The organism is Variovorax raffinosi, assembly GCF_051216615.1.
GTDB lineage: Bacteria > Pseudomonadota > Gammaproteobacteria > Burkholderiales > Burkholderiaceae_C > Variovorax.
Window position 1 is genome coordinate 475,154 of the sequence record NZ_JBPJZR010000002.1, and the last position, 12,404, is coordinate 487,557.

Below are 12,404 nucleotides of genomic sequence, written 5' to 3' on the forward strand. Positions count from 1 at the left end.
CCATGGCATTCATTTCACTTAAAAACGTCTCGGTCAACTTCCCGATCTATGGTGCCGGCGCAGCATCGCTCAAGAAGACACTTGCAGCCTCGGTCACCGGTGGACGCTTCGGCAAGGAAACCGGGGTCACCGTGGTGCAAGCGCTCAGCGGCATCAACCTCGAGCTCAAGAGCGGAGATCGGCTGGGCCTCGTGGGCCACAACGGCGCGGGTAAATCGACGCTACTGCGCACGCTGGCAGGCGTCTACGAGCCCTCCGCGGGAGAGTTCACCCGGCAGGGCTCGGTGGCGAGCCTGATCGACCCTTCGCTCGGTATCGAGATGGATGCAACCGGCGTCGAAAACATCATGCTGCGCGGACTCGTGATGGGCATGAGCAAGAAAGACATCGACCGGCTTACGCCCGACATCTGCGAATTCAGCGGCCTTGGCGAGTACGTCAACATGCCCGTTCGCACCTACTCCACCGGCATGATGATGCGGCTGGCGTTCGCCATTTCGACCAGCGTCGAAGCCGACATCCTGCTCATGGACGAATGGCTGTCGGTCGGCGACGCAGAGTTCACCGAGAAGGCCGAGAAGCGCATGCGGGACGTGGTGTCCAAGTCGGGCATCCTGGTGCTGGCCTCGCACTCACCGGAATTGATTGCCAAGGAATGCAACCGCGTGATCCACCTCGAACACGGGCGGATCGTCGAGGTTTCCTGATCAGCGCGCTCGATCCGTACCGGATCGCAGCGCCCGGATTTCCGCCAGCCGGGCCGAAACCTTCCTCCCGGCAACGTCCAGGGACATGTTCGCATCCGCGCTGGCCTTGGCCCTGGCGCCCAGATCGCGAGCCCACGCCTGATTCTCGAAAACCCGCCGCATGAGTTCCGCTGCATGCGTTTCCGAAGGCTCTGCCCATTCCAGATGGGCGTCGTAGGGCGGAATGGCCTTGCCGAGTTTCACGAGCTTGTAGTCGACAAGCAGGCTGTTGCCCTCGTCCATGAAGTCGACGTTGCCCGAGAAGTTGGTCGCAATGACTGGCTTGCCCATCAGCATCGCCTCTGCCATCGTCAGGCCCAATCCTTCGCTGCGATGCAACGACACATAGGCATCGCAGGCATCCATCAACGAAAGCACATCCTCGGGGCTATAGACCTCGTTGATGACCGTGATGTTGGCTGCCGTTGCCGCCGCCAGCAGCTCCTGGAACTGCACCGGATGGCGATCGCCAAACGATGTCTTGAGCACCAGGTGCACTGACGGATCAGCGCCGAACGCCTGGGTAAAGGCGCGGATCAGTCCGATCGGATTCTTCCTCTCCATGACGCTCATCATGTGGAAGGTGAAAAGGAAGGTGTAGGGGGCTTCCTTGAGGCCGAAATACGCACCCGGACGCTGCTCATAGGGTCCGAGCTTTACGCCCGGGAACAAGGTGCGTACCGGCACCTTCAGGCGATTACGCAAGCCGCGCGCCACGAATTCCGTGGCCGCCCAGACTTCGTCAACACTTTCGGCATGCGCCACCCATGCGTCGGGTATGGAGTCGAACTCCCAGTACCAATAGGCAATGCGATAGGTGCGCGGTGAACGCTGGTACAGATCGCTGCGGGCAAACGCCTGGTCGAAGAAAGGCTCAGGCTGCACGTGGATGAGGGTCGTCTCGAAATCTTCGAAGCCCCTGAAGTTCACGTGAGTCGGATCGTCCTTGCGGTCTGTCCGAAGGTCGCGCAGGGAGGTACGCACGCCCACACGCTCCAGGCCTTCGATCAACGCCTCGACAGACACGCGAAGGCCCGAGGGATACGAGAAATGCCCGATGACATTCACACCTTGCGCAGCCACTTCGGCAGCGACCTGCGCAGCATCCAGCGAGGCGCACCACTGCGCCACCTCTTGCGGTTGCGCTGCATCGGGTGTTGCAAGCCACTCGATCAGCTCCCGTGCGTGCGATGCGTCGTCGAGAGCCTGGGGATGCTGCGAGCGCCATTGCGCACGAGCCAAATAAGCCATGCGTATCTGGCGTGCAGACTCGATGTCGACAGCCCAGCCCGCCGGATCGACCCAAGCGCTCGTCACACGATAGAACGCACTGAACCACGCCGCAAAGGCCCGGCGACCGAAGATTGTCAAGCCGTCGGGGTACAGCTCTTGCCAAGCCGGCGTGAATGCATACGCGAGCACCAGTTCGCGCGCAGGTTGCTCCGACGCCTCCCGGAACAACCACCACACCTCCTCGAGTCTCAATCCGGCCGCACGCCGCCCGTGCTGCATGAACCAATGAAACAGTTTGAACTGGCCGATCGGCAACAGCCCCTGAGGCAGTGAATTTCTGATGTCGTCATGAAACAGAAATGCCTGACGCGCACGCGCGCCCAAATCCATCGACAGGCTATCAACGACGATGGCCCTGACCGCCTCTGACAGGCCGAGCGCCGCACCACCCTCCTGCGCGATCCAGCGGCCGAACTCGCCGCCTGAACCTGCCGACAGCGCGACTGGAAAACGCTGTGCAATATCTGGCCGGGTCCGCAAGAGATCGAGGCACCAGCGCGCCGCAGACCATTGGTCGCAGATGCGGTTCGCCGCCTGAGGCATCCACACCACGTCTTCTCTTGGAAGCCCTGCGGACTCCAAGTAAGTGCGGTCGATGAAAAGGTCGAGGGCAGAAGCCGGCAGGATGAGAGACCCGAGAGCCCGCGTGTCCGCCATCAGGCTCTCGCGAACAGTCGACGCTGTCGCGTCGCGGAGCGCAGGAATCGGAAGCCTCGCATCCAGCTCGGGATGCAGGTAAGGGTCTTCGTCGATGCCCAGCAGGCGCACGTCGTCCGCAAAGCGCTCCAGATCCGGCGTGGGATTCACCGTGCCGCGCGTTGCGCCTTCATGGTGCAACAGATGCGCATAGGGCGTGTAGGCAATGCGATAGCCGGCGCGCCAGATGTGCATGCATAGCGCCACGTCGCTGACGGCCACCAGGTAGGACTCGTCGAACCCGCCGACCAGATCGAAGACGCTGCGGCGAACCATCTGGCACGCGCCCATGATGGCGAGCCAGTTGCGCGGATGCTCGGCAGAACCAAAGACCCCCCACCCGCGCTCTTCCGCGGCTCGGTACATGAGCCCGCACAGATTGATCCCGATCCCGACCCCTCCGTGCTGCAGTTGCCCGTCGGGATAGAGCAGCTTCGTGCCGACGACGCCAACGCCCGGGCGCAACGCAAATCGCACCAGTTCCTGCAGCCAGTCACGGGACACCGCCTCGATGTCGTTGTTCAGGAACAGCAACAATTCGCCGTGCGCGAAGGACGCACCGTGATTGCATGCGGCCGAATAGTTGAATTTCTTGCTGAAATGGACGACCGAGATCTCGGGGTACTGCTTGAGCTCGTCGTAATACGCCCAAGTCTGCGATTCGATGGAACCGGTATCCACAAGGATGATTTCCTTGTGGTCGTAGTCCGTGCCGGTTAGAAGTCCGTCGATACATACGCGAAGCAGTTCGACCTTGTCCTTGGTCGGGATGATGATCGAGACCAGCGGCGCAGCGACAAGCGGCCATGTCGCGCGCTGAGTGCCGTCGGGCTGCGTTTCAACGACGGCATCGATGCCCGACCTCGCCCAGTGTCGACGCAAGGCGTCACGGTGCGAAGCCGCCGCCGGCGTATCCGGCGCGGGCCGCTCGCATGGTCCGCCCTTCGCGCGATGGCAGAGCACTTTCGGAATGCGCGTGATGACGCCGGCATGATCGCTCGCTCGCAGGTTGAGGTCCCATTCGACCCCTTCCCCTGCGGCAGCATCGATGCCTCCGGCGCTTACGACCACCTCCCGTCGCAGCACCGTCAAACGTCCAAAATAATTGAACGCGTAAAGCAGATCAGGCGACCAGCTTGGCTTGAAATATGGGTTCTGACGGAAGCCCTGCTCCGACAGCTCGTCTTCATCCCCGTAGAGTATGTCGCTGTGGACCGCTCGACCCAATGCGTGGGCGATCTCGCTCAATGCACCTGCGGCGAGCACGTCGCCTGCATCGAGTATGGCGATGAACTCTCCAATTGCCAGCGGCGCACAAGCAGCCAAGCCGCTCGCGCGTGAGCTGCCCTCGACCACGACACGCACAATGCGCGAGTCCTTGACCAAGGTGTCGAGCGCGGCAACGACCGAAGAAGCTGTGTCGGCTCGCACCGCGACCAGGACTTGCCACCGCTTGCTCGCCTGCGAGCGCAGCGATTCGATGGTGCACAACAACGCATCCGGCTCCGTGCCGGCCACCATGAGAAAGGACACGCTTGGACCGCCGCCCGAATCATCGATCGGCGACGAGCGGCGCTCAGCGGTCGCAATCCAGGTGCCATAGGCATCGGTGGGATCTGCAGACCCACCCAGCGACACTTCGACAGGCCGCCTTACGCGGAGCACACGGAGCCGCTCCGGCATGCGCCATGGCGTGAGGGCCCACCAGGCCGCCTTGGCGACACGCCGCAAGTTCGCGCGAACCGGCGCGGGCACGGATGTCGACATCTTCCTGAGTGGTGCGGTCACCCGCCACGAGATGGAGTCCCGCATGGCGCGCTGCTGGTTCAGCGCCGCTTCGGCACGGCGATTGGCCTCCTCAAGCAATGCCTCGAAAACAGATGCACTCCCTATTTCAGGACTCCCCATCCCGTCGGAGTCCGCTTCACCTGCGGACGCTCCCCGATCCTCTTTGGATCTGTTCTTGTTCATTTGACTCACACGGCAGGTCAGAAAAAACTAAGGCACCTTCAGCTGATCTTCGCCGGCTCAAACTCGCCGTTCTGTGCCATGATTTTTTCGAGTGAGCGTCGGCACTCCAACTCTTGGCGGACCGACCAGGTCTGATCGGCCACGGCCAGTGCGTGCAAGCAGATCTTCGATGTCGCAACGCGTGAATAGTTGTCTTCGACGTATTTCAATCCCGCCTCGCGCATCCGGCTCCATGCGGCCTCGTCGCCATAGAGGCGCAATGCCTCGGCCGCAAACTGCGCCGGGTCATCCGTGATCGACAGGTGGTCGTCGCCGATGGCGGCGATGCCTTCGGCGGCGATGCGGGTTGCCACGCTTGGAACGCCATGCGCAAGCGCCGTCACCAGCTTGCCCTTGATGCCTGCGCCGTAGCGCAGAGGCGCCACGAAAACGCGCGACTTCTCGAAGTAAGGCGCCAGATCTTCGACGAAGCCCGTGACCACCACGCGATCGGAGGCCATGGCCAACACTTCGGGCGGCGGCTTGTTTCCGACGATGAGAAGCTTTGCTTCTGGCGGCAGGCCTTGCTGCAACGCAGGCCAGATCGATTTCACGAAAAACAGAATGGAGTCAACGTTGGGAACGTGCGGAAAATTGCCCAAAAACATGATGTCCGAGCGAGTCGAAAAACCGGGCGTGTCGCGGCACACCTCGGAGATCCATGGCAGCACGACCAAATTGTGGAGCGGTGCCGGTAAAGACTTCTGGATCACGTCCTCTTCAATCTGCGTATGGATGAACGAGGCGTCCGCCCGCACAAACATTTCAAGCTCTTTCTTTTTTGTAATCTTTGCAGCAAAGAGTGCGTGCGGCGTGTTGGCTATTTCGGCCGCACGCGCCTCCCGCAAAAAGTGCAGATCAACATTGGCAAAGAGCACACGCGTCGCCGGTGCCTTCTCGCGCAAGCCCTGATAGATCGAGTGCGCAACGTTGTAGCGATACAGCAGTGCATAGTCGAACGAATTGTCGAGCGCGAGCAATTCCGAAACATCGCTCGCGAACGGCTTGTAGTAGCAGCAAACTCCACGACGCTGCAAAGCGCTCGTGTACTTCCCCCACCAGTGGGGCGAGTGCAGCGGCAGAAAGCTCTCAGCAAAGCCTGACTCTCGGTACGCACTCATGACTTCATTCGTCACAATGGAGCCGGAATCTTGGTCGGGCGTTGGGGTCAGAGCGTCAACGACCAGAATGCTCCGCTTAGCTCGCCAACTAGCCGCACGCATGGAACTCGTGCCCGGCTGCGGATGCTCGCTAAGCTCGGCACTGAAACGCTTGGCGAGCTTCTGGAGATTCGCCACCTGGTAGGCCTTGATGCCCTTCGAGGTGTCGCGCCCGTGCGTGATGCCCTCGTAATGGATGGCACGCGATGTTGGCACGAACCACACCTCGTAACCCGCGCGACGCAGCCGAAATGCAAGATCTGCGTCTTCGCAATAAGCCGGCTTGTATTCGGGATCGAAGCCACCCAGTTCGTCCCAAACAGTTTTGCGAAGCGCGATGGAAGCGCCGGAAATAAAATCGGCTTGGCGAGCGAAGCAGTATTGCGGCCGATTCGGGTCTTCATTGCGCCCATAGTTATGGGCAGATCCATCACTCCAGAAAATACCCCCCGCTTCCTGGAGCGTCCCGTTGTCGTTGAAGAGCTTGGAGCCGACCATACCCGCTTTGGGAAACAGATCGAAGGCCTCGACGAGTTCGTCGAGCCAGCCTTCGACCACCCGGGTGTCGCTGTTCAGCAGAATGACGATCTCGCCCTTTACCTTCTGCACCGCGGAGTTGCAGCATTCGAGGAAGCCACCGTTTTCCGCGCGACGCTCGTATCGAACCCAGGGAATCGCCTTCAAAACATCTGTACGCGCAGCGGCGGGCGATGCGTCGTCCGCAATCATCACTTCAACCGAATAACGGGAGCGGAGCCTCGCAAGCGAATCAAGACAATTCAGCACGAAGTGCGTTTGTCCATACACCGGAATGATGATCGAAACCTTGGGTGATACTGCATCGATGGAAAGCAGGGGCGTCCGCGCCGCCATCGCCTTCGCCGCATCGGCGACCGTGTTGCCAGCCTCCCGTTGCTCGAAATCAAAGCCCGCCCCCCTGAAGTACGCTTGGCCGGCAAGCAGCTCGTACTGAACCACGTCGTCTGGCAGAGAGTAGGGGCGATCCTTGAAGACCCATGGGCTGTCGAACCGAACCTCCTTCGGAAGAATCCGGCGCTCCATGGAACCAAATCGCACCCAATGAACCAGCGGATTCAGCTTTGCATCGCGAACGTCGGCGTTCGCGCCGAGGTAAGCACGAGTCGAGAAATTAGGGGACGGCTCCAAGCCGTCCTTCCAGCCTTGCACAAGATAGTGCTTGAGCAGGTCCGTGCTACCAGCAGCCACTGCTGGGTACTCCCTGCGATAGAAGTCGGCATCGAACAGCTCACCCTCCTTGATCGCCCGGACATCCGCCGCAGTGTGACTAGGGCTCACGCCCAGAATGCGCAGCGCTTTTTTGGAAAGCCGAGCAGCTTGCTTGAGTTCGTTGATCAAATCTTCTCCACTTTGGGCGTCTTGGCGCGCTTATTCCATCTTGCAAAAACTCGGCGAGGGCACGATCAAAGTGCCGTCAGAAAGAATAGCCTTGCTTGTTGCGGCGCAGGTCTGCTTCGACCATCATCGCGCACAATTCCTCGAGCGTCGTTTTAGGCTCCCAGCCGAGCTTCTGCTTGGCACGCGTTGGATCACCGATCAGCAGTTCAACCTCCGCAGGCCGGTAGAACTTGGGGTTCACACGCACCAGTGTCTTGCCGGTGGCAATGTCGATGCCAACTTCGCTCTGCTCTTCGCCCTCGAAGCGCAGTTCGTAGCCCGCAGCCTTGAACGCCATGTCGACGAAGCGGCGCACGGTTTCGGTACGGTTTGTGGCAAGAATGAAGGTGTCAGCCTCATCGGCCTGCAGCATGCGCCACATGCCCTCGACGTATTCCTGAGCGAAGCCCCAGTCGCGCTTGGCGCCAAGATTGCCAAGCTCGAGCACATCGAGCTTGCCGAGCTTGATCTTGGCCACCGCGTCAGTGATCTTGCGCGTCACAAACTCACGTCCACGCAGCGGGCTTTCGTGGTTGAACAGGATACCGCTGGCACCGAAGATGTCGTAGCTCTCACGATAGTTGATCGTCATCCAGTGCGCGAACAGCTTGGCAACACCATAGGGACTGCGCGGATAGAACGGCGTGTCTTCAACCTGCGGGATCGCTTGCACCTTGCCGAACATTTCGGAGGTCGATGCTTGGTAGAAACGGATGCCCCGGTCGGTCAGGCGGATGGCTTCCAACAGGTGGAGCGCGCCCATGCCAGTGATTTGTGCTGTGGCGTCGGGCTGATTGAAACTCACGCCGACAAAGCTCTGGGCGGCGAGGTTGTAAACCTCGTGCGGCTTGGCTTCCTTGATGAGGGTGAGCGAACTGCCGAGGTCGGTAAGGTCATGCTCGACCAGCTTCAGGTCAGGATGGTCCTGGATCCCCAACTCCTCCATCCGCCAAAAGTTGACCGAACTGGTGCGGCGGAACGTGCCATGCACGACATAGCCCTTGCTCAACAGGAGCTGGGCCAGATAGGCGCCATCCTGACCAGTGATACCGGTGACTACTGCGTGCTTCTTCATTTGTTGGCGGTCAATGTCTTATGTATGCGGAGAACCGCGGGCGAGCGTAATTGTGCCGCAATGAATGTGCACTCAAGCCATCCTCGCTACCGGATGCATCCAACGGCCTCTTTCCCAGGCATCCACGCCCCTTGACGCGTCCCGCATCTGTGAATGCAGGGAATGCGTTGACAAGTGAGGCCCCATGGTGCTTTCGCGGGGTCGTAGCAAGAGTTGCATCTCGACACAGATATGTTACCAAGCGCCCTTTCGGCCATGTTCGATCCGTCTGGGATAAACGGCTGCTCTAGAATGTGTGTGCCGGCCAGACTGGGGACGCTACGCGTCTTCTTCATGCGCTGCTGCCTCACCCCCGATTCACAGGCACGGCACTTTGCGAGTGTGCCGAGTGACGGCGCGGATATAACTTTCGAGAAAAGATTTGAATCATGCACCTCAAGGGCAAAAAGGTACTGGTAACAGGTGCTGACGGATTTATCGGCAGCCACCTAGTAGAGGCATTGATTGCACATGGATGCGATGTTCGCGCTTTCGTTTACTACAACTCATTCAGCAGCTGGGGGTGGCTAGACTCGCTGCCCCAGGACGTCGTGCGCAACCTCGACGTATTCTCAGGCGACATTCGGGACCCGAACGGCGTCTTCGAGGCGATGAAGGGGTGCGATGTCGTCTTCCATTTGGCAGCATTGATCGCCATCCCGTTCTCGTATCACTCTCCCGATTCGTATGTAGATACGAACATCAAGGGGACCCTGAATGTGCTTCAAGCGGCAAAGCGGCTCAGTATCGAGCGTTGCCTCGTCACGTCGACTTCCGAGGTGTACGGCACCGCCCAGTACGCGCCGATCGACGAGAAGCACCCGTTCCAAGGTCAGTCGCCCTACAGTGCGTCCAAAATCGGGGCAGACAGACTAGCGGAGTCGTTCCACAAGTCGTTTGAAACGCCGGTCGTCATCGTGAGGCCGTTCAACACTTACGGGCCTCGCCAGTCGGCTCGGGCAGTGATTCCAACCATCATCACGCAGTTGATGCTGGGCGAAAAGGAGTTGCGCCTCGGAAGCCTCTCACCCACTCGCGACTTCAACTACGTCAAGGATACGGCGCAGGGGTTCATTGCCCTGGCCGAGTCAGACGAGACGATCGGCAAAGAAATCAACATTGCAACTGGCAAGGAGTACTCCATTGGCAAAGTGGCGGAAATCTTGGTTGCCGAACTCAATCCTGACGCTCGCATCGTCACTGACGAGCAACGCCTTCGACCGGATGCATCGGAAGTCTTTCGTTTGATGGGCGACAACACATTGATCACCTCCCTCACGCCGTGGCGGCCTCGCTTCGATTTGGCGGATGGCCTTCGCGACACTATCGAGTGGTTCAAGAACCCGGAAAACCTGTCTCGCTACAAGGCTTGGCTTTATAACGTCTGAGGAGTTTCACGATGCGAGCAGTCATTTTGGCCGGCGGCAAGGGCACCCGGCTGCGCCCTTACACCACATTGATCCCCAAGCCGCTGGTCCCGCTTGGCGGCAAATACTCGATCCTCGAGATCATCATCATGCAGCTGAAGCAGGCTGGCTTCACGCGGATCACGCTTGCGGTAAACCACCTGTCGCAACTGATCATGGCCTACTTCGGCGATGGTTCGCGACTGGGCGTGCAACTCGACTATTCCTTGGAGGAGGGCGAACTCAGCACCATCGGACCGCTGACGCTTATCCCTGATCTGCCCGAAAACTTCCTGGTCATGAACGGTGACATCCTTTGCGATCTCGACTACAGGCACTTCTTCCAGTCGCATGTGGAGTCGAAGGAGATGGTCTCGGTCTCCGCTTATCGCCGCCAAGTCAGGATCGACTTCGGGGTGTTGCGCTACGATGACACCAGTCGTCTCAACGAGTTCCAGGAAAAGCCCACCTACGATTTTGACGTCAGCATGGGCATCTACTGCATCCATCGATCGGTAATCGAAGGCCTGCCGAAGGGTGAGAAGTATGGCTTCGACAACCTCATGATCGACGGGCTAAAAAATGATCGGCGCATCGCTATTCGGTCATTTGATGGCTATTGGCTAGACATTGGGCGTCCCGATGACTATCAGTATGCCGACGACAACTTCGACGAGCTTGCAACGAAGCTCGGAATCGGCCCTTGAAGACGGCGTTGATCACAGGTTCGACGGGGGCACTGGCGCAAGCCATAGTCGCTCGGCTCCGTCAAACCGAGATGTTCAATGTCGTGGCGACCAGCCGAAGCGACAGCGCGCTGCAGCTCGACGTGCGCGATGGCGAACGCTTGGAAGCGCTGCTCCAGAAAACGCGCCCGGATCTGATCTTTCATCTGGCGGCCACTTTCTCGGGAGACTACGACGAGGCCTATGCAGTCAACGTCGATGCAACGCGCCGGCTGCTGGAACTCGTTGAGCGGGCACATGCCCGGGCCCGGGTATTGCTGGTAGGTTCCGCTGCGGAGTACGGGGCAGTTGGTGTCGAAGAGAACCCCATCCGGGAAGACCACCTGCTGCATCCGCAATCCGTGTATGGTCTGACCAAATCGTGGCAAACCCAGCTCGCCGACTTCCATGCCCTGCGTGGCGTCCAAGTAGTGGTAGCGCGGCTGTTCAACCTCGAAGGCCCCCACCTTTCAAACAGACTCTTCATCGGCCGGGTGCAAGCGCAGATCGAAGAAGTTCGCAAAGGGGCGAGATCGGCCTTCGAATTCGGCCCCCTCGGCGCGACGCGTGACTACGTGGATGCAGACGAGGCCGCAAGGCAGATGTTGGCCGTGGCAGTCGATGGCAAACCGGGGCAGGTGTATCACATTGGCAGCGGCAAGCCCATCACCATGCGCGCGCTTCTGGCGCGGCTGCTGGCGTCTGAGGGAATGAGCGGAATCCCGGTGCACGAGTCACCCGCCCTCACCAATCGCGCCGGCTACGACGTTCCGGCAATCTACGCAGACATGACAAAGACATTCCAGTTGCTAGGAGAGGGTAAGTCATCGTGACGAAGTTGAAGCTGACCGTTGTCACACCCGTCTTTAACGAAGAACATGTCATCGCGCACTTTCACGAACGCGCCAAGAAAGTGCTGGAGTCTATCGAAGAGGTCGAATGGTCCATCCTGTATGTGGTGGATCAGTGCACGGACCACACGGTGGATGTTCTACGAACGGTTGTCGCCGGCGACCCCGCCGCAAAGGTACTGGTGCTGTCGTCTCGCTTTGGACACCAGATGTCGCTGCTCGCGGGTATCGAGCATTCACTCGATTCAGACGCCATTGTCATGATGGACAGCGATCTCCAGCATCCGCCTGAGCTCATTCCCACACTGCTGGAAGAATTCAAGCGCGGCAACGAGGTGGTCTACACGCTGCGCCAGGATACGGAGGATGTTGGCTTCCTGCGAAAGCAGGCTGGCAACCTGTTCTACAAGCTGCTTGGCAGCATTTCGCAGGTGCCCATCAATCCCAACGCAGCAGACTTTCGCCTCATCTCCAGGCGGGTAGCTCGAACCCTGTCCCAAGGCTTTCAGGAGCGCAACATGTTCCTGAGGGGACTCTTTTCCTGGATCGGATTTAGGCAAACGGGGGTCGAATTCGTTGCCGAAAAGCGCTTCGCTGGTCAGTCGAAATATTCCTTGTCGAGAATGATTCAGCTCGCCATGGCGGGCATCCTCTCATTCAGCACCAAGCCGCTCCAACTCAGCATCTTTGTAGGCGGGCTGTTTGCGCTGCTCGCCTTTATGCTGATTGTGGTGTTGATCATCAAGTACTTCTTCGTGCAGTCCATTCCCAATGGCTGGACAACGATGGTGGTCCTGTTGCTGCTGTTCAGCGGTATCCAGCTCATAGTCCTGGGCATCATGGGCGCATACGTAGGAGGCATCTACGACGAGGTAAAGGGCCGCCCACGCTACATCGTCGAAGAAGAAATCTCACACCCCCCCACGCTGTGACGGAGAAGTGCTGGCTGGCCAAGCCCGCACTGCGCCTACAAACGCGAAGGCAGTC

The 12,404-nt window shown here is 59.5% G+C and carries 8 protein-coding genes; 5 read left to right on the top strand and 3 right to left on the bottom strand.

The window, feature by feature from the left end; translation table 11 throughout:
• The first annotated feature begins 2 nt into the window (after positions 1 to 2).
• The gene (locus tag ACSFB7_RS08300) at positions 3 to 707 is read left to right on the top strand and encodes an ABC transporter ATP-binding protein (protein WP_435468893.1); all 705 of its coding nucleotides are present in this window, start codon (positions 3 to 5) and stop codon (positions 705 to 707) included.
• Here ACSFB7_RS08300 and ACSFB7_RS08305 read toward each other — a convergent pair whose 3' ends face one another.
• The 3 genes from ACSFB7_RS08305 to gmd all read right to left on the bottom strand — a co-directional run bounded on the left by ACSFB7_RS08305 (position 708) and on the right by gmd (position 8,396).
• Positions 708 to 4,706 carry a glycosyltransferase gene (locus tag ACSFB7_RS08305; protein ID WP_435468895.1) on the bottom strand — a complete coding sequence of 1,333 codons (3,999 nt, stop codon included), beginning with the start codon at positions 4,704 to 4,706 and terminating at the stop codon, positions 708 to 710.
• 38 nt (positions 4,707 to 4,744) lie between these two features.
• The gene (locus ACSFB7_RS08310) at positions 4,745 to 7,282 is read right to left on the bottom strand and encodes a glycosyltransferase (RefSeq protein ID WP_435468897.1); all 2,538 of its coding nucleotides are present in this window, start codon (positions 7,280 to 7,282) and stop codon (positions 4,745 to 4,747) included.
• Between the two features lie 76 nt (positions 7,283 to 7,358).
• Positions 7,359 to 8,396: a GDP-mannose 4,6-dehydratase gene (gmd, locus tag ACSFB7_RS08315; protein ID WP_435468898.1), complete on the bottom strand. Its 1,038-nt coding sequence runs from the start codon at positions 8,394 to 8,396 to the stop codon at positions 7,359 to 7,361.
• Positions 8,397 to 8,824: 428 nt separating this feature from the next.
• Between gmd and ACSFB7_RS08320 the strand changes: the two genes are divergently transcribed.
• Genes ACSFB7_RS08320 through ACSFB7_RS08335 form a run of 4 tightly spaced genes read left to right on the top strand, consistent with a single transcriptional unit; the run spans position 8,825 to position 12,349 of the window.
• On the top strand, positions 8,825 to 9,823 hold the full coding sequence (locus ACSFB7_RS08320; RefSeq protein ID WP_435468900.1) for an NAD-dependent 4,6-dehydratase LegB: 999 nt from the start codon (positions 8,825 to 8,827) through the stop codon (positions 9,821 to 9,823).
• Between the two features lie 11 nt (positions 9,824 to 9,834).
• Positions 9,835 to 10,548 carry a sugar phosphate nucleotidyltransferase gene (locus ACSFB7_RS08325; RefSeq protein WP_435468902.1) on the top strand — a complete coding sequence of 238 codons (714 nt, stop codon included), beginning with the start codon at positions 9,835 to 9,837 and terminating at the stop codon, positions 10,546 to 10,548.
• Positions 10,545 to 11,399, top strand: a complete 855-nt coding sequence (locus tag ACSFB7_RS08330) for an NAD-dependent epimerase/dehydratase family protein (RefSeq protein ID WP_435468904.1) — start codon at positions 10,545 to 10,547, stop codon at positions 11,397 to 11,399. The genes ACSFB7_RS08325 and ACSFB7_RS08330 overlap by 4 nt, the downstream gene beginning before the upstream one ends.
• Positions 11,396 to 12,349 carry a glycosyltransferase family 2 protein gene (locus tag ACSFB7_RS08335; RefSeq protein ID WP_435468906.1) on the top strand — a complete coding sequence of 318 codons (954 nt, stop codon included), beginning with the start codon at positions 11,396 to 11,398 and terminating at the stop codon, positions 12,347 to 12,349. The genes ACSFB7_RS08330 and ACSFB7_RS08335 overlap by 4 nt, the downstream gene beginning before the upstream one ends.
• Positions 12,350 to 12,404: the final 55 nt, after the last annotated feature.

Excerpts from the sequence above, each read along its gene's own strand:
- ACSFB7_RS08325 (WP_435468902.1), top strand. The coding sequence starts at position 9,835 with ATGCGAGCAGTCATTTTGGCCGGCGGCAAGGGCACCCGGCTGCGCCCT.
- ACSFB7_RS08320 (WP_435468900.1), top strand. The coding sequence starts at position 8,825 with ATGCACCTCAAGGGCAAAAAGGTACTGGTAACAGGTGCTGACGGATTT.
- gmd (WP_435468898.1), bottom strand. The coding sequence starts at position 8,396 with ATGAAGAAGCACGCAGTAGTCACCGGTATCACTGGTCAGGATGGCGCC.
- ACSFB7_RS08305 (WP_435468895.1), bottom strand. The coding sequence starts at position 4,706 with ATGAACAAGAACAGATCCAAAGAGGATCGGGGAGCGTCCGCAGGTGAA.
- ACSFB7_RS08300 (WP_435468893.1), top strand. The coding sequence starts at position 3 with ATGGCATTCATTTCACTTAAAAACGTCTCGGTCAACTTCCCGATCTAT.